Raw genomic sequence first — 19,990 nt, forward strand, 5'->3', positions numbered from 1 at the left:
TGGCTTGCGTGCTATGCGGCAATCGGTTTTGCCGTTCCGGGAACAATGTGCCGATATGGCTCTGAAATTCGATACCAGCTTCGAACCGCACTACGGCCGGGGCGTGAACGTGGCACCGGACGTACAACGCGTCACTGTCCGAAATCCCAGCCCCTTCACTTTTCATGGCACCAACAGCTATGTCGTCGGGCGCGACACGCTGGCGGTGATCGATCCCGGGCCGGAAGACGAGTCGCATCTTCAAACCTTGCTCGACGTGATCGCTGGCAGGCCGGTCAGCCATATCTTCGTCAGCCACACGCATCGTGACCATTCGCCGCTGGCGGCCCGGCTGAAAGAGCGCACCGGCGCCTTGGTGATGGCGGAGGGGCCGCACCGACCTGCAAGGCCATTGCATATCGGCGAGACCAATGCGCTCGACGCCAGCGCCGACACCGCTTTCGTTCCCGACATCGCGCTGCCGGACAATGTGTTGGTCGACGGCGACGGCTGGGCGATCCGCGCGGTTCTGACACCCGGCCATACCGCCAATCATGCGGTGTTCGCCCTGGAAGGAACCGGCATCCTGTTTTCGGCTGATCACGTCATGGCGTGGGCGACATCCATTGTCGCGCCGCCGGACGGGGCAATGGCCGATTACATGGCATCGCTGGACAGGCTCATCGCGCGCGACGATAGCCTGCTGCTGCCTGGCCATGGCGGGCCGGTGACGAAGCCACGCGCTTTCATGCGCGGGTTGAAGACGCATCGCAAGATGCGCGAACGGGCCATATTGGAGCGGGTCAGATCCGGCGACCGGACCATTCCCGAGATGGTCAGGGCAATCTATCGCGACACCGATCCCCGGCTGCATGGCGCCGCCGGACTGTCGGTGCTTGCGCATCTCGAGGACCTGGTGGCACGCGGCATGGTGTCGACGGACGCCGCCCCCGCCATCGACGGCATTTTCATGCCGGCTGGCTAATCCAAGACCTCGCCACGACCTTGCACTGCCCTTCCCTCAGAACCGGCTGGACCGTTCTTCTGGTTGAGGCGACTTCAAACCGTGGCAAGAGCATTCCGGATTGGCCGGGAGTCGTGCGGCGGTTTCCAGCGCGACCCGCGAGGCTGTCATGGACAGGTTCGGCATCACGTCTTCCTGCAGCAATTGCTGGCGATTGCGGTCCATATAGTCGTTGAAGCCTGCCGTCACGAACGCGCAAGGCACGAAACACGCGCCGATCTCTCGCGACAAGGTGGCTTCAGGGGCGATCGAATGGTTGAGCACATCCGCCCCCATGCTGCGGAACGCCAGGGCCTCAGCCGGGGTCGTCAGCCGCGGCCCGTAACAGTGGGCGGCGACCAACTGCTGTTCGATGCCATGAACACGGCATTCGGCTGGCCAATGACGGCGGGCGGTTTGGACCAGAACCGCCGCGCATCTTGGACATACGATCTGCTTGCCCGAGCAGTCGAAGCTCTGGCGGCCAGGAAGCAGCGAAAACGGTGTCTGCGTCAGTTCGATGATATCGGCGTTCACCACCATGTCCCCGGGCTTGATGGCCTTGTTGACGGCGCCAATGGTCGAGCAGGACAGGACCTGCCGGACACCCGCGCGCATCAACACCCAGAACGCGCGGCGATGGCAGGAATGGTCGATATGGTCGCGCGGATTGCCGTGCGAATACATGCACAAGGCGCGTTTCGTTTTGCCTTCGGCGGTAATCGACGCATCGAACTCGAGCAGCTTCCAGTTGTCGGTGCGGCCGAAAGGCGTTTCAAAACTCATGTCGCGCTGCAAGGTGCGCACGCCATCGACCTGGACATCTTCCGGAAAGGCAAGCCCCCAGTTTGCCGACCCGGTGATGATCGCCAACCCCACCTGGGGTATGTCCGTGGGTTGATCCGTCAGTTCGGCGGTTTCGTGATGATGGGCAGGCATGTTTCCAGTCTCGGTCAGGATTTTTGGCGAAGGGTCACGATCAGGACGACGACCACGACGATGGCGGTCCACAATGTCGAGATCGCCGCGATGGTCGGATCGATCTGATCACGTAGCGACAGGAACATGAGCTTCGGCAGGGTGCTGTTGCGACCACTGGCGACGAAGATCGAAATGACGGACTCGTCGAGCGACGTCAGGAAGGCCATCAGTGTCGCCGACAACAGGCTGATTTTAAGTTGCGGAACGATTATTCCGCCGATGGCCCTCGCCCAGTCCGCGCCAAGGCTGCGCGCCGCCTGGACCTGGTTCCAGTCGAAGCGGGCCACGGCAGGCAACAGCACAATGCACGCCACCGGAATGGCCAGCACCACATGTCCGACCAGGACACCGAACAGCGTTCCGACCAGGCCTTGCGCCGCCAGCACGAAGAAGAGGCCGATCGCAAGCAGGATTCCCGGCACGATGGAGGGGGCGAGCAGAACACCTTGAATGGCTGAGGCGGTCTTTCCGCCGAGCCGGTTCATCGAGATGCAGGCCAGCAGCCCTAAGGGCACCGCAACCATCGCCGTCAACGTCCCAAGGATCAGGCTCGTCCTCAGTCCGGCCATCCATGTCGCCGAACCGAAGAAATTCTCGTACCACCGCAACGAGTATGCGCGCGGCGGAAACTCGAGGAGATCGGACGCTGAAAAGGAGAGCGGCACGACTACCAGCGTCGGCAGCATCAGGAACGCCAATACGAGCGCGCAAAAGCTCCACAGGAGGAAGCGGGCCAGCCTGTTGTCCGGATAGGCTTCAAGCATGGGCCGCACCGACTTTGTTGCGCGCCACCAGTCGCCGCGCCACTAGGAACATCACACCGATCAGCGCCATTAGAACGAGGAGCAGAATACCCAGGACGCTCGCCGATCCCCAATCCTGAAAGGTCGACAGCGTGCGCTCGATCCGGATGGAAAGAGGATTTACCTTGCCGCCGCCCAGCACCGCCGGCGTGATGAAAAACCCTATGCTATAGATGAAGACGATCAACGAGCCCGAAAAGATGCCGCCGGTCGAAAGCGGCAGGATGACGGTGCGGATCGTTTGCCCGAGCGTGGCGCCCATGCTCGCCGAAGCGCGGACAAGGTTGGCGTCGATATCGCGCATCGCGGCATAAACAGGCAGCAAAAAGAGCGGCAGCATGTAGTGGACCATGCCGATCAGCGTTCCGGTGAAGTTGTAGACCAGCGGCAATGGCTCGCCTGTCAGGCCCGAGCCCGTCAAAGCCGCGTTGATCAGGCCATCGCGCCGCAACAGCACCAGCCAGCCATAGGTGCGCACCAGAATGGAGGTCCACAATGGCAGCATGACGAGGGCCATCAGCAAATTGGCGACTCTTGGTCTGGCGCTGGCCAGAGCGAGCGCCAGGGGGGTGCCGAGAAGAATGCAGATCGCCAGCGTGCCCAGGGACAGTTCGAGGGTCGTGACGAGCGCCGACCATGTCAACCCGCTCGAGAGCACCTTCTCGTAATTCCCGACGGTATATTCGCCCCCCGTGGTCAGGAAGGATTGCCGGATGATCCAGAGGATGGGCAGTATCGCCGCCAGTCCGACGATGAGAAGCGCCGGTAGCGAAAGCGCAAGGAAAAACCGCCGCTCACTTCGCGCATCGGCGGCGAGCGCAGGATCGGCGGCGAGCGCAGGATCGGCGGCGATGGTCACGCTATCGCTCCCGGTATGGCGTGAGCTTTCGCTGCCGACGCATACACGGTCACCCGCTGACCGGTGGCAAGCTCGGCGCAGCCGCCGGCAAGTGCCGACGGAATGCAGACAAGAACCTTCTGCCTATCGTCAGGTGCCAGCGTCAAAAGCCAGTTCTCGCCGCGAAACGCCTTGGCGCGCAGCATTCCTTCGAGTGCCACTGCGTCTGACCCGGCGAGCTTGGCATCCAGGTGGAAGCTTTCCGCACGGATCATCAGGGTCTCGTGTGATGCATCGCCGCCGTCGATTGTGCGCACCGAGCCCGGGGCCAGAATGTTGGCCTCGCCCATGAACTGCGCGACGAAGCGGGTCGATGGGCGATCATAAATCCGCTGTGGCGTATCGATCTGCTGAATGCGGCCGGAATTCATCACCGCGACCCGATCGGACATGGTCAGCGCCTCGCGCTGGTCATGCGTCACATAGATCGTGGTTATCCCCAGATCATCATGCAGACGCCTAATCTCGTACTGCATGGTTTCGCGCAGGTTCCTGTCGAGCGCCGACAGCGGCTCGTCCATCAACATCACGCGTGGTTCGAAGACGATCGCCCGCGCCAGCGCCACCCGCTGGCGCTGCCCGCCGGACAGCGCGGCAATGTTGCGCCCCGACAGACCTTCCAGCTTCACGCGGGCCAAGGTGTCAAGCGCCCGCTGCCGAGCCTCCGCTTTCGGCGTCTTACGCAGCGCCAACGGGTACTCGACATTCGCCAAGACGTTCATGTGGGGAAACAGGGCATAGTTCTGGAATACGATGCCGATGTCGCGCTTGTTGGGGGTCAGGCGGGTGATGTCCCGATCCCCCAACAGAAGATTGCCGGAATCGGGCCTGACAAAACCGGCCAGAGCCATGAGCAAAGTGGTCTTGCCCGATCCGGACGGCCCCAGCAAAGTGAGGAATTCGCCAGCCTGAATGTCGAGCGAAACATCGTCCAGCGCGGCGTAGGACCCATAGGCCTTGGACACGCTGTCGATGGTGATCGGGAGCGACTTCATGATGGGCTCGAACGTCTAGGACTGATGCACCATAGACTCAGCGACTCATCATTTCATCGAAAGCTTTTTGAGCGGCCTCGCCGTTCTTGACCCACCAGTCAGCGTTCGAAAACACCGAGGTGCCGGCGTTTTCAGGCGCCGTCGCCAGGGTTTTCAGGCGATCTTCGGGGATGAGACCACCCTCATAGCCGGCAGGATTGACCGGACCATAGGCGATGAAGTCGGTCAGCTTCGCCACCCGTGCGGGCTGCGTCATCGCCGCGATGAGCTTCATGGCCGCTTCCTTGTTCGGCGCTCCCTTCGGCACCCCAAGGCAGTCCGTGCCGATGACGGAACCTTTGAATGTGTAGTCAACCGAGCCGCCATCCGCCTTCACTGTCTGGGCTCGCCCATTCCAGGTAACGACCAGATCCGCCTCGCCGTCCTTCAGCAATTGTGCCGACTGCGCTCCGGAGTTCCACCATACGGAGACATTCGGTTTGATCGCTTCAAGCCGTTTGATGGCGCGCGCCAGGCCCTCGGGCGTGCTGAGCGTGGGATAGACGTCCGCCGGCGCCACGCCGTCGGCGAGAAGCGCGATCTCGATCAAGTCCTGCGCATTGGCGCGCAGCGCGCGACGGCCCGGGAATTTGGCAACATCCCAGAACTCCGCCCAGGTCTTTGGCGGATTCTCGCCATAGGTCTTGGTGCTCCACGACATGACCGTGCCATAGGAGTCGAACGGATAGCAGTAATCGGACTTTGCGCCGGCCGGCACGGAGTTGGGATCGATGATCTTGTAGTCAAGCGGCTCCAACAGCGACTGGGCGGCTGCCTGCGCGCCTTCCGGCGAGCCGAGGTGGATGATGTCGGTGGTAACCGCACCCGCGGTGACCTGCATCTTCAAAGCGGCCAAGCCATCGCTCTGCGTCTCCTCGCGAACATCATAGCCAAGTTCCTTTGCGGCGGGCGCCCACATCGCCTCCTTCATGGCCTTGCCATAATCGCCGCCCGCGGTCGTGATGGTGACTGATTGGGCATAGACGGGCACGGCGGCCGAGACCGCGATCGCCGCCAACGAGATGCGTAGTAACCGGGACATGTGTTCTCCTCCAGGATTCGTCGAAATATCGCCTTATGTGGGCTTTTTTTGAAATCGTAACGTTACGATTACCGCGAAATGCCTCAGAGTCAAGCTGCTTTCAGGCGGACTCGGTCAGTTTCGGCGAGCCCGGATTTGACCCTCGGGTCGAATCCGGTAACGTTACGATGCCAAGCAAATCAGCCGGCGCTTTCGCAAATGAAGTCGGGCGACATGGCCAATCTAAAACAGATCGCGGCGGAACTTTCCCTTTCGGTGACCACGGTATCACGCGCGTTGAAGGACGGGCCGGAGGTGCATCCCTCTACCGTGGCGCGCGTCAAGGAGGTGGCGAAGCGGGTCGGCTATGTCCCCAACCATCACGGCCGCGCGCTGAAAACCGGACAGACCCTGACGCTGACGGCGGTGCTGCCGATGGAAACACGCGACTACCTGTCGGATCTGGCGAAGCTTCCTTTGATCGAAGGCATGACGCTTGCCGCGCGACAAGCGGGTTATAGCCTGTCCATCTACTCCACCACGCCCGACGACGATGCCGTCGAAAGCGTGCAGCGCCTGCTTCAGGCGCGCAGCGCCGACGGTCTGATCATCACGCGCATGGTCTCGGGCGATCCGCGCGTCAGGCTGCTGCTGGATCAGGGCATACCGTTCGTCGCGTTTGGAAGAACCGACCTGGACATCGCCTATCCCTATGTTGATATCGACAATGAACAGATCGCCTATGAGGCGACCCGGCGGCTCATGGACAAGGGCTGTCGACGCATCGCTCTACAACTTCTCGTGCAGAAGGATCAGGCGAGCGCCACGCGTCTCGCCGGCTATACAAGGGCGATGGCCGAGGCCGGTATCCAGATCGACCAATCGCTGATCGGCGACGGCACGTTCACAATGGAATCGAGCGCGGCCTGGTTCGATCGCCTGCTGGCGTCGTCAGATCCTCCGACGGGCTTGGCATGCGCCAACGAACTGGGCCTTCTGGGCGCGTTGCACGCTCTCGGCAGACGGGGTCTGGTGCCGGGCCGCGACGTTCACATCGTCACCCGTGACAATACGCGTCTGGCGCGTTTCCTGCCGGCGAACATCGGTGTTCATTCCGTGGACATGGCAGATGTCGGGCACAAACTTATCGAGGTCCTCGAGAGCCGGATCGCCAATCCGCTTGGTCCGGTCGCGACAATCTTGCTGCAAGGCAGGTTCGAGCCGTCCGAGTAGTCCGCTCGCAGACTGAAGCCACATTTGTGCGGCACTGCGCAAATCCGCCTGGCTGCAACATGTTCTGGACTTCACTCGGCTGGCGCCGCCCCGACCTGGCCTGCGACTTCCTGATCGAGTTCCGCCAGGAAATCGGTGACGCGCGCGGCATTGTCGCCAAGGTCGTAGCGGCCGTAACGCGAAGCCGAACGCATGTCGACGATGACCGTATCGCCATCGTCCGTCACGCGGATCGCGACATCGGCCGGAAGGCCGAGCACGAAGCCCCTGGCGACAGCGGTGATCGTGACGTCGCTTTGCCCGGCGAGGTCGGGATAGGGTTCGGAAAGCTCCCAGTTGCGCCGATCGAGCACGGTTTCGACAGCGTTGACGATGGTCTCGAATGGCAGGTCGTAGCTGCGCGCGGTGACTAGCGGATAGCTGTCGGTCTGCAGCCGCTGTTCGCCCGGTGTGGATGGCACAAGCACATTCATGTCCTTTGTCCGGTCGCTGACGTCGAGCGCAGGCGGATCTTCGAAATCGGTCGAGATGTCCCTGAGCGGCGGATAGATCGTCGCCCAGTAGGCGGCAACGCCATAGGGAACCAGCACCAGCACTGCCAGCAAGGCGCCGACGGTCAGGTCGCGGCCACCGCGGTCACCAAATTTCCACAGCCTCGAAAAGGCAAAGGCGGCAAACAGCAACGCCAGCGCTGCCAGCAGCGCGACAATGCCCAGCACCCACAGGAACACAGGCGTTTCGACGAAATCGAGGCGATGGCCGACGAAGTCGGTCAGCAAAAGCACCGCTGAGAATGCAGCGGTGCGCCGCGACCAGCCGGCAGCCTTCGACGTTCGCCGTTCGGGAATGCTAACCATTGTTCTCTGCGTTGCCCCAACCCGGACGGAGGTTTAGTGCCTTTTCGCGGCGGCTTGAAGCCGAAACACGCAACATCCCGTCAATCCGTCGGCAAGCGATAATCCCTGAACTGCTGGCGCAAGGTGATCTTCTGGATCTTGCCGGTGGCGGTATGCGGTATTTCGCCGACGAAAGCGACGTCGTCGGGCATCCACCACTTGGCCACCTTGCCGTTCATGAAGTCGAGAATGTCAGCCTTGGTCGGCTCCTTGCCTGGCTTGACAACGACGACCAACAAGGGCCGCTCGCCCCATTTAGAGTGATGGACGCCGATGGCCGCAGCCTCCGCCACGTCCGGGTGGCCGACGGCCAGGTTCTCAAGATCGATGGTCGAAATCCATTCGCCGCCGGACTTGATGACGTCCTTGGCCCGATCGGTGATCTGCATGTAGCCGCCGGCGTCGATGTGAGCGACGTCTCCGGTGTCGAACCAGCCATCCTCATCGAATTGCTCCGCGCCGGCGCCACCATAATAGGCGCGGGCGACGGCCGGGCCGCGCACTTTCAGGCGGCCAAAGGTCTTGCCATCCCAGGGTTGTGGATTGTTCTCGTCATCGGTCACTTTCATTTCGACGCCGAAGGGCGGGAAGCCCTGCTTCTGCTTGATATCGAGCCGGGCCTCGCCCTGGAGATCATCATATTCGGGCTTCAAGGTGCACAGCGTGCCGAGTGGCGACATTTCGGTCATGCCCCAGGCATGGATAACCTGGACGTCGTAATTGTCCTGGAATTTCGTCATGATCGCGCGCGGGCAGGACGAGCCGCCGATCACGACCTTGTTCAGATAGGGCAGCTTCTTGCCGGTCTCCTCCAGATATTGCAGCAGCATCATCCATACGGTCGGCACAGCGGCACTGAAGGTCACCTTCTCGGTGTCGAGCAACTCATAGATCGAGGCGCCGTCCATCTTGCAGCCGGGCATGACCAGCTTGGCGCCGATCATCGGGCCGCTCTGGCCAAGGCCCCAGGCATTGGCGTGGAACATCGGCACCACCGGCAGGATCGTGTCGCGTGACGACAGCCCCATCGCATCCGGCATGGCGGCGATCATGGCATGCAGCACATTCGAGCGGTGGCTGTAGACGACACCTTTGGGGTCGCCCGTCGTGCCCGACGTGTAGCACATGCCGGCGGCGGTGCCTTCGTCGAAGCTTTTCCAGGCGAAATCGCCATCGGCCTCGTCAAGCCAGTCCTCATAGGCGACGGCATTGGGCAAAGTCGTTTGCGGCATGTGCGCCTTGTCCGTCAGCACGATCACCTTTTTCAGCGATTTGACGGCACCGGCGATCTTCTCGAGCAACGGTATGAAGGTGAGGTCAACGAAGACGGCCTTGTCCTCGGCATGGTTCATGATCCAGACGATCTGCTCGGGAAACAGGCGCGGATTGAGCGTATGATAGATCGCGCCGACGCCCATGATGCCGTACCAGGCCTCGATATGGCGCGCCGTGTTCCAGGCCAGCGTGGCGATGCGGTCGCCCAACCCATAGCCGTCTCGCTCCAGGCGCTGGGCGACCTTGAGAGAACGACGATGGATGTTGGCATAGGTGGTGCGCACGATCGGTCCCTCGATCGAGCGCGACACGATCTCGCGCACCCCGTGTTGCCGTTCAGCGTTGTCGATAAGCTTGTGGCACAGCAGCGGCCATTCCTGCATCAGCCCCAGCATCTGGTTCCTCCTCCCTCGCGCATTTTGCGTCGTAGCTTTGGTTCATTGTGAAGCGAACCGGCGGATTGTCCAGTCACTCAGCTGCGCGGCGAAATGAATTTCAGGCCCCGTGCCGCAACGGCAAGCGGTTGAATTTTGGCACGTTTTGGATTTCGGGTTGCTCGGCATTCGTGCCGACGCGATGGCAGGAGGGTCAAAACCACCATCATCGCGGCAGTATCCTTCCCCGCGAAATGACCGGGAAACCCGCCATAATCCGGCCATCGTCGGCGTTAAGCTTCGTTAACGGGGCAAGGGGCGATTGGCGACTGAAAGAGGTTCGCATGGACGCGCAGCTCGACGACAAGGCCCTTGAGAGCACACTTGCCGAAAGTTTGGCCGATCTGGTGCCGGACGAAAAGACTGTTTCCGAAGACGAATTTGTCGAAGTTGTCGGCGGCGCGCTCGAAGCGGTCGGCGGCACGCTGCTGTTCAAGATGTGCGTCAAGAATGAAGGGGAAGGCCAGCACGTCGCGGCTGCTTCCGTCGGCGCTGGCGGCAATCGCCAGTTCTTGCTGCTCACCTTGCCGACCGGCGGTGGCCCGCTGAAAGTCGAAACCGTTTCGAGAAGCAGCAACCCGGTGGCGGGCATCGCGGCCGCCTATGCCGGACTGATGGACGCATTCAAAACCGCGGCCTGAGCCTCGGCTGACACGCGAAAGCACGCTAGCGCCACGCCTCGGCGACTGGCGCGCGTATTCGTGATGCGACACCCTTGCGCAACAGCTGTGTCCGCCACACTTTAAGGAGCAAGGCAAGGAGAACAGCATGGACAAGATCGCCAATCCGGCACCCGGCTTCCAGCGCAATCCCGACAAGATCATCGCCATCGAGCCCTATGTCGGCACCGTCACGGTGCGCGCCGGCGATACGGTTATCGCGTCATCCACCAAGGCCAAGGTGCTGACGGAGCCTCCCTATTCCCCAGCCTTCTACATTCCGTTCGCCGACATCGATTTTGACGCTCTGAGCGGCACCGAACATTCGACCCATTGCCCCTACAAGGGCGACGCCAGCTATTGGACCGTGCTGCCTGCCGGCGAGACCGGTCAGAATGCGATGTGGGCTTACGAACGGCCTTTCGACGAAATGACCGAAATCCGCGACCACGGTGCGTTCTACGCCAGCAAGGTGACGATCGAAGCCACGCCGGGCTAAACGCTTCGAGTTGAAGGCACCCCCCTCAGTCGGTGGTACCGTGATTGCCTGTGCCGTCGGCGTCGTCGAGGCGCACGAAGGTCATGCCTTTTTCCTTCAGTGCCAGCAGGCCCTGTACCACGCCCTCGCCAGCGGCATGGGTCGGCTGGTTGATGTGTGAGATGATGACGTCGCCGTCCTTGGCCGCGGCGATGCGCCTGGCGGTCTCCTTGGCGCCCAGCAGCGAGCCGCCATCGCCATTGATCGAGAAGCCGGCAATCTTGAAGCCGAGCTTGCGGATCATAGCGATTGCCGAGGGGCTGTATTCGGCGGTTGCACCTCGGAACCATTTCGGTGACGGCTCGCCGGTCCTGGCAAGGGCCGCTGCCCCCGACTCGACTTCGGCCAGCACAGCCTCCGGGCTGCCGGCGCTGCGAATGCCATAAATCTTCTGCGGCGTGTCGACCGCCGGAACATGGCGCCCGCCGTGATTTTCCAGTTCGAAAAGGTCGGGATGCGCCCGCATGATCTCGACCGCCGCGGCGTTCCGCTTCAGCCAGATGCCGGTGACGAAAATGGTGGCCGGTATCTTGTTTTCCACCAGCGCCGAGAGAATGCGTGTGTCGGTCTGTCCGTCGCAGGCATCGAGCGTCAGCGCGACGCGGCCGGCGCCGCTTGCCGCAGGCTTGATGTGCAGCGTGGGTTCGACCAGCGGCGCGGCATGGGCGGCGCTGGATACCACCGCCAACGACAGAGCGATCATACAGAGATGTTCTTGCAGCAGACGCATCAAACCAAATTCCCGATTGGAGCAGTTCACCGTTTCACGGCAACGGCAACCCGCTCCAGCTCTTTGCTTTGGAGCAATTCCGGACCGAAAACCGTCTCACACTTTTCCTGGAATTGCTCTGGCGATTTCAAGCCGGTATCCCAAGACCCGCATGAAGGCGGAAATCGGGACGATGGCTAGCAGAAAAATGCCCGGCGCGGCAATTTGACCGCGCACTGGCGCACTGGCCATTCGACAGCCTTCGACATTCGATCACCGTTCAGACAGCGCGTTCCCGCTTCATCTCGGTGCGCGCCAGGAGCTCGCGCGCCGCATCGACGACAGGTTTCACCTCAAGCCGCCAGACACAGCACGCCTTGCTGGGGTCCTTCGGGCAGCACAAGCCCCTGGCCACGCAGTCGCACGGCATCGACGGCCGAAGCGCGATGCTGGGCACCCCGACCGGCCCCCAACGCGACGGATTCGTCAGGCCGAAAAGCCCGACAACCGGTGTGCCCGCAGCGGCGGCCATGTGCATCGGGCCACTCTCGTTGCCGAGGAACAGCCGCGCCTGTTTCAGGACAGCCAGCAAGGTCTCGAGCGACAGCGACCCGACAAGGTCGACGACCGGCGTCACCGTCCTGGCGATGATCCGCGCGGCGGTCTCGCGTTCGTCCGGGCCTCCTACCAGGGCGACGCCCAATCCGGTGTCGGCTGCAATCTCGTCGATCGCCTCGGCAAATCGCTCGGGCTGCCATTGCCGGCCCTTGAAGCTCGCACCCGCATGCACGGCGACGAAGCCGTTTGGGTTGAGACGGTGCCTGCTCAGGAGCGCCTGGGCTTGCATGGTCTCCGATGGCAGCGGCTGAATGCTGGGCACCGTCACACGCAGATCGATGCCAAGCGCTTCAAGGGACGACAGATAGCGATAGACAAAATGCTGGCCGCCAAACCCCTGTGGTTTTGCGAACAGATTGGCGGGCTGCCGCTCCAGCAGCTTCAGAGGCCTCTCGGGCGGATTGTAGCCGACGCGTGTCTTGGCGTTGACGAGCCCGCTGACGAGGTGCGAGGTCTTGGAATCGGTCAGGTCGATCGTCAGGTCGAAGTGGAAGCGGCGCAGAGCCCGCACCATGGCATAGAGTTCTTTCCCACGCTCCAGCGGCGTGCCCCGCATACGGGACCGCCTGAACGCAACCACCTCGGAAGCGATGCCATGCGCCACCACGAAACGCTCGAAGTGGGCTTCGCAGAGGAACACGATCCTGGCGCCCGGGAATTCGAGCTGCAGGTTCCTGGCGAGTGTCGAGGCAAGAACGATATCGCCGATGAACTTCGTCTGAATGATCAGGATCGAGCGAAATGGCGCGGGTGAGATCTGCAACATGTGATTCCGGGTGCAATTGGCAGGCCATCAGCAAATTGGGCAGGAACAATGTCGATATTACGCGATGCCTTCAGCACGTTCACGTGAGTTTTCATACAAAACGGTAAATTTTAGCGAGGCCTAAGATCCTAACCTTTGCCGGCCTTCGCGACCAGCACCGCCGCCTGCGCGGCCGCCAGCCTGGCGATCGGCACGCGATAGGGCGAGCACGACACATAGTCGAGACCGACCTCCTCGCAGAAACGGATCGATGCCGGGTCGCCGCCATGTTCGCCGCAGATGCCAAGCTTGATGTCGGGCCGGGTCGCCCTGCCCTTTTGCGCCGCCATGCGCACCAGTTCGCCGACGCCCTCGATATCGAGCGAGACGAATGGATCCTGCTCGATGATGCCCTTCTGGCGGTAGGTCTCCAGGAACGAGGCCGCATCGTCGCGTGAGATGCCGAAGGTGGTCTGGGTAAGATCGTTGGTGCCGAAAGAGAAGAACTCGGCCGATTCGGCGATGACATGAGCACGGATCGCGGCGCGAGGCAGCTCAATCATGGTTCCGGTCAGATAGTCGATCTTGACGCCGGTCTCCTCCATGACGCCTTTGGCGACGGCATCGATGCGCGCCTTCACATAATCGAGTTCCTTCACCAGGCCGACCAGCGGCACCATGATCTCGGGCACGACCAGCGCGCCGGCCTTCTTGCCGGCCTCGACGGCGGCCTCGAAAATGGCGCGCGCTTGCATCTCGGCGATCTCGGGATAGGAGACGGCCAGCCGGCAGCCGCGATGGCCGAGCATCGGGTTGAATTCGTGCAGGGCCTCGGTGCGCTGTCTGAGTTTGTCGGGCGACACATTCATGACGGCCGCGACCTCGGCGATTTCGGCTTCGGTCTTGGGCAGGAATTCGTGCAGCGGCGGATCGAGCAGGCGGATCGTCACCGGCAGGCCGGCCATGATCTCGAACAATTCCAGGAAATCCGAGCGCTGCATGGGCAGAAGCTTGGCAAGGGCGGCGCGCCGCTCCTTCTCGGTGTCGGCCAGGATCATCTCGCGCATGGCGACGATGCGCTCACCGTCGAAGAACATGTGCTCGGTGCGGCAGAGACCGATGCCTTCGGCGCCGAAAGAACGGGCCATGCGGGCGTCGAGCGGCGTTTCGGCGTTGGTGCGCACCTTCATGCGGCGCACGGCGTCAGCCCATTCCATGATGGCGGCGAAGTCGCCTGATAGTTCGGGCTGCAGCATCGATACGGCGCCCTTCAATACCTGGCCATTGCTGCCATCGATGGTGATGATGTCGCCCTTGCGGAACGTCTGTCCCATCGAGAGGAGCGTGCCGGCCTTGTAGTCGACGCGCAGTGAGCCGGCGCCAGACACGCAAGGCTTGCCCATGCCGCGCGCGACGACGGCAGCATGGCTGGTCATGCCGCCGCGCGTGGTCAGGATGCCCTCGGCCGCATGCATGCCGTGAATGTCCTCAGGGCTGGTTTCGATGCGCACCAGGATCGCCTTGCGGCCTTGCGTCTTCAGATCCTCGGCATCGCCGGAGGAAAAGACGATCTCGCCGGTGGCGGCGCCGGGCGACGCCGGCAGGCCGACGCCGATGACGTCGCGCGCGGCCTTCGGGTCGATGGTCGGGTGCAGCAACTGGTCGAGCGAGGCGGGGTCGATGCGCGCGACGGCTTCCTCCTTCGTGATCAGGCCGTCCCTTGCCATTTCGACCGCGATCTTCAGCGCCGCCTTGGCGGTGCGCTTGCCCGACCGGGTCTGCAGCATCCACAATTTGCCGCGCTCGATGGTGAATTCGAGGTCCTGCATGTCGCGGTAGTGCTTTTCCAGGCTGTCGGAGATGGTGACGAAGGACTGGAAGGCGTCCGGCATCAGCTTCTGCAGCGAAGGCTTGTCGGAGCCGGCGGCGATGCGGGCGGCCTCGGTGATGTTCTGCGGCGTGCGGATGCCGGCGACGACATCCTCACCCTGCGCGTTGACCAGGAACTCGCCATAGAGCTGCTTTTCGCCGGTCGACGGGTTGCGGGTGAAGGCGACGCCGGTGGCCGAGGTCTCGCCCATATTGCCGAACACCATAGCCTGGACGTTGACCGCCGTGCCCCAGCTTTCGGGGATGTCGTGCAGACGCCGGTAGGTGATGGCGCGGTTGTTCATCCAGCTCGAGAACACCGCACCGATGGCGCCCCAGAGCTGTTCGTTCGGATCCTGCGGAAAGGGTTTGCCGAGTTCCTCCTCCACCTTGGCCTTGTAGAGTTCGATGACGCCCTGCCATTCGGCAGCCGTCAACTCGGTGTCGAGTTCATGGCCCAATCCACCCTTCTGGTCCTCCAGGATTTCCTCGAACACCTCGTGATCGAGGCCCATGACGACATCGGAATACATCTGGATGAAGCGGCGGTAGCTGTCATAGGCAAAGCGGGCGTCGCCGGAATCGGTGGCCAGCGCCTCGACGGTCTCATCGTTCAGGCCGAGATTGAGCACGGTGTCCATCATGCCCGGCATCGAGGCGCGGGCCCCGGAGCGGACCGACACAAGCAGCAGCTTCGACGGATCGCCGAACCGGCGGCCGGTCAGCCGGCCGATCTGATCGAGCGCGACGGCGACATCGGCTTCCAGGCCCGCCGGATAGGCACGGCCATTGGCGTAATAGGCGTTGCAGACCTCGGTGGTGATGGTGAAGCCGGGCGGCACCGGCAGGCCCAGGCTGCACATCTCAGCCAGGTTGGCGCCCTTGCCGCCCAACAGATTCCTGTCGCTGGCACGGCCTTCCGCCGCACCGTCGCCAAAGGTGAAAACCCATTTGGTCATGCTTTGCTCTCCGGTTGCAGGAGATTGGAAAGATTGGCGAAACGGAAAGTTCCGCCCTGCTCCGACTTTGGAGCGATATGATGCTGCAGTGCGAAAGGCAAGCGCCGGCAAAGCCGTCCTGCCGCTACAATCGATTAAGAAAAGGCCCTGCCCGCGCATGCGGCAAAAGGACTTGCCACCTCATGGTTCTACGACTAGAACATAAAGGGAACATAGAGGTGCCCCATGAAACTCAATGGAAAACTCGACTATCTGGAAATGCCGGCGACCGGCGGCACGCTGGACCGGTTGAAGGCTTTCTACAGTTCCGCCTTTGCCTGGTCGTTGACCGACTATGGGCCAACCTATTCGGCCTTTGCCGAAGGCCTGGATGGCGGTTTTCAGGCCGATGCCGCGGAAGCAGCGGCCAAGCCTCTGCCGGTGCTCTATAGCGACAACCTCGAGGAAACCCTTGGCGCCGTCGAAAGCGCCGGCGGCACGATCGTCAAGCCGATCTTCCCCGTTCCCCGGCGGCCGGCGCTTCCACTTCGTCGATCCGGCCGGGAACGAGCTGGCTGTCTGGGGTGAATAGCCCGCTCGGACAGGATCCGGCGGCATTGTGGATTGCTCGATTTGGGCGTTCTTGCCCTCGCTCATAAAGCATTGTGCTTTTCGGCTGCTCTGCTAAATACGCGCCGCACAACCGACTCTGACGGCAATTGGGGCGTCGCCAAGTGGTAAGGCATCGGTTTTTGGTACCGACATTCCCAGGTTCGAATCCTGGCGCCCCAGCCAAATTGGATGCCTCGTCAACGACACATCCCCACGAGCTTGTGCATCTGCCGAAGACGCCGCCCCGTTTCCGCAAGTAAATCAAACGGTTGCCTGAAGACTGCGCGGACCTCGCCGCGATTCCATTCGCAGTTGGACAGCACCAGATTCAGCAGTCGTTTTTTCTCATTTGGGGCCTGACGAGTGAACATTTGGCTGGCGTTGCGGGCTAGCTCAAGCAGTTGGATTCCATCGTCCATGTATGATTCCTGCGCCTCGCCATGGCGCTCTATCTCACGCAGCAGGCGCGCTTGTTCGACGCGCCATTGCGCCGACATGCGGTCGTAGAAGGCATTGTCGATGCGACCGTCGAGCTTGTCCAGGTACATGGCGTTGAGGCGGTCTTCGAGACGCTTGTGCTGAGTCTGACACCGCTCAATCGCCTGTTCCTGCTCCCGCCGCTCATCTGCATGGCTCGCCTTCAGCGCGTCGCGTACCCATTCCAGAACCTCCTCATCGAAATGGAGTTGGTCCAGGAGGCCGGCAAAGGTCTTATCCAGCACTTCCTCCCGGACATATTTGCGGCGACAGACCGCATAGGCGCCCCGGCCTTTGTCGGCATGCCCGGTGCAGTGATAGTAGATGTATTTCCCCTTCTTGACCTCCGCCACGACCGCACAGCCACACTCAGCGCAGGTCATGAGGCCCGAGAAGGTGAACTCATAGCCATAGGAATGGATAGGGGTCGCGTGCCGGCCTGCCAGGACGCCCTGGACCCGTTCCCAGAGGTCGATCGATACCAGCGGGTCGTGCTTGCCGTGGTGCAGCCTGCCATTCCATTGAAACAGGCCCGTATAGAGCCGATTGCGCAAAATCGTGTGCACGGTACTGACCGGTACCGGGTTGCCGCTCTTTGGATGGATGAGGCCGTCACGATGCGCCGCCTTCGTGAGCGCCTTGAGTGAATACAGGCCAGTCGCGTAGCGCTCGAATAGCTTGGTCACAACCGGCGCTACCACCGGGTCCGGCTCGATGACCTTCTTGCCGTCCTTGGCCGTGACGTTGAGATAGCCAAGCGGCGCCTTGGTCGGCCAGATGCCCTGTTCCGCCTTTTCCATCTGCCCTTTCCGGGCTTGTTGATTTCCACTGAGAAGTGACCCGGCATTGGAGGATATTTCCATCGAGAATTGACCCATGTTTGAACCACCCCTTGCTGTCTCAGCGGGGGTTATGGAGTGATCGACATGGCGTTATTGAGCGTGATCCGACGCTGGCATTTTCGAGAGCAATTATCGATCCGTGAGATCAGCCGCAGGACCGGCCTGTCGCGGAATACCATTCGCAGATATCTGCGTTCTGATGGCGTCGAGCCGAAGTTCAAGGTGCCGGTCCGGCCGAGCAAGCTCGATGCCTTTGCCGACCGATTGTCTGCCTGGCTGAAGACAGAAGCCAACAGGTCTCGCAAGCAGAAGCGAACCGTCAAGCAGCTGCACGCTGATCTGATCAGCCTTGGCTATGAGGGCTCATACAATCGGGTGGCGGCCTTTGCCCGGGATTGGAGAGCTGATCGGCAAAGGGAGTTGCAGACATCCGGCCGTGGGACCTTCATTCCCTTGGTGTTTGAGCCCGGCGAAGCGTTCCAGTTCGATTGGTCCGAAGACTGGGCAATCATCGGCAATGAGCGCACCAAGCTGCAGGTGGCCCATACGAAGCTGAGCTACAGCCGTGCCTTCATTGTTCGGGCTTACCTGCTGCAGACGCACGAGATGCTGTTTGACGCGCACAATCACGCTTTCCGTGTGTTTGGCGGCATTCCCCGGCGCGGCATCTACGACAACATGAAGACGGCGGTCGACAGGGTCGGACGAGGCAAGGAGCGCGACGTCAATGTCCGCTTCATGGCAATGGCCAGCCACTATCTGTTCGAACCCGAGTTCTGCAATCCCGCATCGGGTTGGGAGAAAGGACAAGTCGAGAAGAATGTTCAGGACGCACGTCACCGGCTTTGGCAGCCCATTCCACGCTTTCCCTCGCTGGATGCCCTGAACGACTGGCTTGAGCAGCGTTGCAGGGTGTTGTGGCAGCAGACGCCACATGGGCGAATGAGGGGGACCATCAATGACGTCTGGACCGAAGAAGTCCAGTCTCTGATGCCGACATCACGGTCCTTCGATGGGTTTGTCGAATACACCAAGCGGGTGTCTCCGACCTGCCTTATACATCTGGAGCGCAACCGCTACAGCGTGCCGGCGTCCTTTGCCAACCGGCCCGTGAGCCTGCGGGTCTATCCAGATCGTGTCGTGGTTGCCGCGGAAGGTTTGATCATCTGTGAGCATCGCCGCATCATCGATCGCTCACATGATCGGCCAGGACAGACGGTCTATGACTGGCGGCACTATCTGGCTGTTGTTCAGCGCAAACCAGGCGCCCTTCGCAACGGAGCACCTTTTGCCGAACTTCCCGATGCATTCAGATCTTTGCAGCAGCATTTGCTCAAGAAGCCCGGCGGCGATCGCGAGATGGTCGACATCCTGGCACTTGTCCTTCAGCACGACGAGCAGGCGGTGCTCTCCGCCGTGGAGATGGCATTGCAGGGCGGTGTTCCCACCAAGACCCATGTGCTGAATCTGCTTCATCGCCTGGTCGATGGCAAATCCCTCACACCCCCCACCATCGACGCTCCTCAGGCTTTGACGCTTACCAACGAGCCGAAGGCCAATGTCGAACGCTACGATGCTTTGAGAAAGGCCTTGGAGGTGCGCCATGCGTCATAATCCTGCCAGTGGCGCAATCGTCATCATGCTCAGGAGCCTGAAGATGCACGGTATGGCGCAAGCTGTAGGCGAACTCACCGAACAGGGAGCGCCGGCGTTTGAAGCCGCCATTCCCATCCTGTCGCAACTGCTGAAGGCCGAGACGGCAGAACGCGAGGTCAGGTCGACAGCCTATCAGCTCAAGATAGCTCGCTTTCCAGCCTATCGTGATCTCAACGGCTTTGACTTCGCCAGCAGCGAGGTAAACGAGGCACTGGTGCGGCAACTTCATCGTTGCGAGTTCGTCGACGAAGCCAACAACATCGTGCTCGTCGGCGGCCCTGGAACAGGCAAAACCCATATTGCGACCGCTCTCGGCGTGCAGGCCATCGAGCATCATCACAAACGGGTTCGCTTCTTCTCGACTGTCGAGTTGGTCAATGCGCTGGAACAGGAGAAGGCACAGGGAAGGTCCGGCCAGATCGCCAATCGCCTCGTCCATTCTGATCTCGTCGTCCTGGACGAACTTGGCTATCTGCCGTTCAGTGCATCAGGTGGAGCATTGCTCTTCCATCTGCTGAGCAAGCTATACGAACGCACAAGCGTCATTATCACCACCAACCTCAGCTTCAGCGAATGGGCCAGCGTCTTCGGCGATGCCAAGATGACAACCGCGCTACTCGACCGGCTGACCCATCATTGCCACATCCTGGAAACCGGAAACGATAGCTTCCGATTCAAAAACAGCTCCGCACACGAGCCCAAAAAAGCGAAGGAGAAAGCCAGAACCTTGACCGTAAACCCCGAACCGAAACATACATGACAGGCGGGTC

Annotated in this window: 17 protein-coding genes, 1 tRNA gene and 1 pseudogene; 8 read left to right on the plus strand and 11 right to left on the minus strand. The window is 61.6% G+C overall.

What is annotated here, in order from left to right:
* The first annotated feature begins 55 nt into the window (after positions 1-55).
* Positions 56-964, plus strand: coding sequence for an MBL fold metallo-hydrolase (locus HGP13_RS27360; RefSeq protein WP_172231274.1), 909 nt, complete (start codon positions 56-58; stop codon positions 962-964).
* A gap of 36 nt (positions 965-1,000) precedes the next feature.
* Here HGP13_RS27360 and HGP13_RS27365 read toward each other — a convergent pair whose 3' ends face one another.
* The 5 genes from HGP13_RS27365 to HGP13_RS27385 form a co-directional block, all read right to left on the minus strand.
* On the minus strand, positions 1,001-1,789 hold the full coding sequence (locus tag HGP13_RS27365) for a 5'-methylthioadenosine phosphorylase (protein WP_246707472.1): 789 nt from the start codon (positions 1,787-1,789) through the stop codon (positions 1,001-1,003).
* 146 nt (positions 1,790-1,935) lie between these two features.
* Positions 1,936-2,727 (minus strand): ABC transporter permease, encoded by a 792-nt coding sequence (locus tag HGP13_RS27370; RefSeq protein WP_172231280.1) that lies wholly within the window; start codon positions 2,725-2,727, stop codon positions 1,936-1,938.
* Positions 2,720-3,625, minus strand: a complete 906-nt coding sequence (locus HGP13_RS27375; RefSeq protein ID WP_246707139.1) for an ABC transporter permease — start codon at positions 3,623-3,625, stop codon at positions 2,720-2,722. The genes HGP13_RS27370 and HGP13_RS27375 overlap by 8 nt, the downstream gene beginning before the upstream one ends.
* On the minus strand, positions 3,622-4,659 hold the full coding sequence (locus tag HGP13_RS27380) for an ABC transporter ATP-binding protein (RefSeq protein ID WP_172231283.1): 1,038 nt from the start codon (positions 4,657-4,659) through the stop codon (positions 3,622-3,624). The genes HGP13_RS27375 and HGP13_RS27380 overlap by 4 nt, the downstream gene beginning before the upstream one ends.
* A 37-nt stretch (positions 4,660-4,696) precedes the next feature.
* Positions 4,697-5,740, minus strand: coding sequence for an ABC transporter substrate-binding protein (locus HGP13_RS27385; RefSeq protein ID WP_172231286.1), 1,044 nt, complete (start codon positions 5,738-5,740; stop codon positions 4,697-4,699).
* Between the two features lie 198 nt (positions 5,741-5,938).
* Here HGP13_RS27385 and HGP13_RS27390 point away from each other — a divergent pair, with 198 nt between their 5' ends.
* On the plus strand, positions 5,939-6,952 hold the full coding sequence (locus HGP13_RS27390) for a LacI family DNA-binding transcriptional regulator (RefSeq protein ID WP_246707140.1): 1,014 nt from the start codon (positions 5,939-5,941) through the stop codon (positions 6,950-6,952).
* A 71-nt stretch (positions 6,953-7,023) separates the two neighbouring features.
* On the opposite strand, the gene HGP13_RS27395 is transcribed toward HGP13_RS27390, so the two are convergent.
* Complete coding sequence (locus HGP13_RS27395; RefSeq protein WP_172231289.1) at positions 7,024-7,809, minus strand: DUF1499 domain-containing protein; 786 nt, start codon at positions 7,807-7,809, stop codon at positions 7,024-7,026.
* An 80-nt stretch (positions 7,810-7,889) separates the two neighbouring features.
* Positions 7,890-9,518, minus strand: a complete 1,629-nt coding sequence (locus HGP13_RS27400; RefSeq protein ID WP_172231292.1) for a fatty-acid--CoA ligase — start codon at positions 9,516-9,518, stop codon at positions 7,890-7,892.
* 323 nt (positions 9,519-9,841) lie between these two features.
* Between HGP13_RS27400 and HGP13_RS27405 the strand changes: the two genes are divergently transcribed.
* The gene (locus HGP13_RS27405; protein ID WP_172234868.1) at positions 9,842-10,198 is read left to right on the plus strand and encodes a hypothetical protein; all 357 of its coding nucleotides are present in this window, start codon (positions 9,842-9,844) and stop codon (positions 10,196-10,198) included.
* Positions 10,199-10,325: 127 nt separating this feature from the next.
* Positions 10,326-10,715 carry a DUF427 domain-containing protein gene (locus HGP13_RS27410; RefSeq protein ID WP_172231295.1) on the plus strand — a complete coding sequence of 130 codons (390 nt, stop codon included), beginning with the start codon at positions 10,326-10,328 and terminating at the stop codon, positions 10,713-10,715.
* Positions 10,716-10,740: 25 nt separating this feature from the next.
* Here the strand turns inward: HGP13_RS27410 and HGP13_RS27415 are convergent, their stop codons facing one another.
* The 3 genes from HGP13_RS27415 to ppdK form a co-directional block, all read right to left on the minus strand.
* Positions 10,741-11,484, minus strand: a complete 744-nt coding sequence (locus tag HGP13_RS27415; protein ID WP_172231298.1) for a polysaccharide deacetylase family protein — start codon at positions 11,482-11,484, stop codon at positions 10,741-10,743.
* Between the two features lie 259 nt (positions 11,485-11,743).
* The gene (locus HGP13_RS27420; protein WP_172231301.1) at positions 11,744-12,847 is read right to left on the minus strand and encodes a glycosyltransferase family 9 protein; all 1,104 of its coding nucleotides are present in this window, start codon (positions 12,845-12,847) and stop codon (positions 11,744-11,746) included.
* Between the two features lie 128 nt (positions 12,848-12,975).
* Positions 12,976-15,654, minus strand: a complete 2,679-nt coding sequence (ppdK, locus tag HGP13_RS27425) for a pyruvate, phosphate dikinase (RefSeq protein WP_172231304.1) — start codon at positions 15,652-15,654, stop codon at positions 12,976-12,978.
* Positions 15,655-15,879: 225 nt separating this feature from the next.
* On the opposite strand from ppdK, the pseudogene HGP13_RS27430 reads away from it, so the two are divergent.
* A pseudogene (locus HGP13_RS27430) lies at positions 15,880-16,225 on the plus strand (VOC family protein).
* A gap of 128 nt (positions 16,226-16,353) precedes the next feature.
* Positions 16,354-16,428, plus strand: a tRNA-Gln gene (locus tag HGP13_RS27435).
* Between the two features lie 14 nt (positions 16,429-16,442).
* Here the strand turns inward: HGP13_RS27435 and HGP13_RS27440 are convergent.
* Complete coding sequence (locus HGP13_RS27440) at positions 16,443-17,522, minus strand: recombinase family protein (RefSeq protein WP_172231307.1); 1,080 nt, start codon at positions 17,520-17,522, stop codon at positions 16,443-16,445.
* 126 nt (positions 17,523-17,648) lie between these two features.
* On the opposite strand from HGP13_RS27440, the gene istA reads away from it, so the two are divergent.
* Positions 17,649-19,178, plus strand: coding sequence for an IS21 family transposase (istA, locus tag HGP13_RS27445; protein WP_172221959.1), 1,530 nt, complete (start codon positions 17,649-17,651; stop codon positions 19,176-19,178).
* Entirely contained in the window at positions 19,168-19,980 is an 813-nt protein-coding gene (istB, locus tag HGP13_RS27450; RefSeq protein WP_172221962.1) for an IS21-like element helper ATPase IstB, read from the plus strand. The genes istA and istB overlap by 11 nt, the downstream gene beginning before the upstream one ends.
* Positions 19,981-19,990: the final 10 nt, after the last annotated feature.

Source organism: Mesorhizobium sp. NZP2077 (genome assembly GCF_013170805.1).
Lineage (GTDB): Bacteria > Pseudomonadota > Alphaproteobacteria > Rhizobiales > Rhizobiaceae > Mesorhizobium.

What these genes read in the sequence shown, in the direction of transcription:
- HGP13_RS27360 (WP_172231274.1), top strand. Translation starts at nt 56, where the DNA reads ATGGCTCTGAAATTCGATACCAGCTTCGAACCGCACTACGGCCGGGGC.
- HGP13_RS27370 (WP_172231280.1), bottom strand. Translation starts at nt 2,727, where the DNA reads ATGCTTGAAGCCTATCCGGACAACAGGCTGGCCCGCTTCCTCCTGTGG.
- HGP13_RS27380 (WP_172231283.1), bottom strand. Translation starts at nt 4,659, where the DNA reads ATGAAGTCGCTCCCGATCACCATCGACAGCGTGTCCAAGGCCTATGGG.
- HGP13_RS27385 (WP_172231286.1), bottom strand. Translation starts at nt 5,740, where the DNA reads ATGTCCCGGTTACTACGCATCTCGTTGGCGGCGATCGCGGTCTCGGCC.
- HGP13_RS27390 (WP_246707140.1), top strand. Translation starts at nt 5,939, where the DNA reads ATGAAGTCGGGCGACATGGCCAATCTAAAACAGATCGCGGCGGAACTT.
- HGP13_RS27395 (WP_172231289.1), bottom strand. Translation starts at nt 7,809, where the DNA reads ATGGTTAGCATTCCCGAACGGCGAACGTCGAAGGCTGCCGGCTGGTCG.
- HGP13_RS27400 (WP_172231292.1), bottom strand. Translation starts at nt 9,518, where the DNA reads ATGCTGGGGCTGATGCAGGAATGGCCGCTGCTGTGCCACAAGCTTATC.
- HGP13_RS27405 (WP_172234868.1), top strand. Translation starts at nt 9,842, where the DNA reads ATGGACGCGCAGCTCGACGACAAGGCCCTTGAGAGCACACTTGCCGAA.
- HGP13_RS27410 (WP_172231295.1), top strand. Translation starts at nt 10,326, where the DNA reads ATGGACAAGATCGCCAATCCGGCACCCGGCTTCCAGCGCAATCCCGAC.
- HGP13_RS27415 (WP_172231298.1), bottom strand. Translation starts at nt 11,484, where the DNA reads ATGCGTCTGCTGCAAGAACATCTCTGTATGATCGCTCTGTCGTTGGCG.
- HGP13_RS27420 (WP_172231301.1), bottom strand. Translation starts at nt 12,847, where the DNA reads ATGTTGCAGATCTCACCCGCGCCATTTCGCTCGATCCTGATCATTCAG.
- ppdK (WP_172231304.1), bottom strand. Translation starts at nt 15,654, where the DNA reads ATGACCAAATGGGTTTTCACCTTTGGCGACGGTGCGGCGGAAGGCCGT.
- HGP13_RS27440 (WP_172231307.1), bottom strand. Translation starts at nt 17,522, where the DNA reads ATGGAAAAGGCGGAACAGGGCATCTGGCCGACCAAGGCGCCGCTTGGC.
- istA (WP_172221959.1), top strand. Translation starts at nt 17,649, where the DNA reads ATGGCGTTATTGAGCGTGATCCGACGCTGGCATTTTCGAGAGCAATTA.
- istB (WP_172221962.1), top strand. Translation starts at nt 19,168, where the DNA reads ATGCGTCATAATCCTGCCAGTGGCGCAATCGTCATCATGCTCAGGAGC.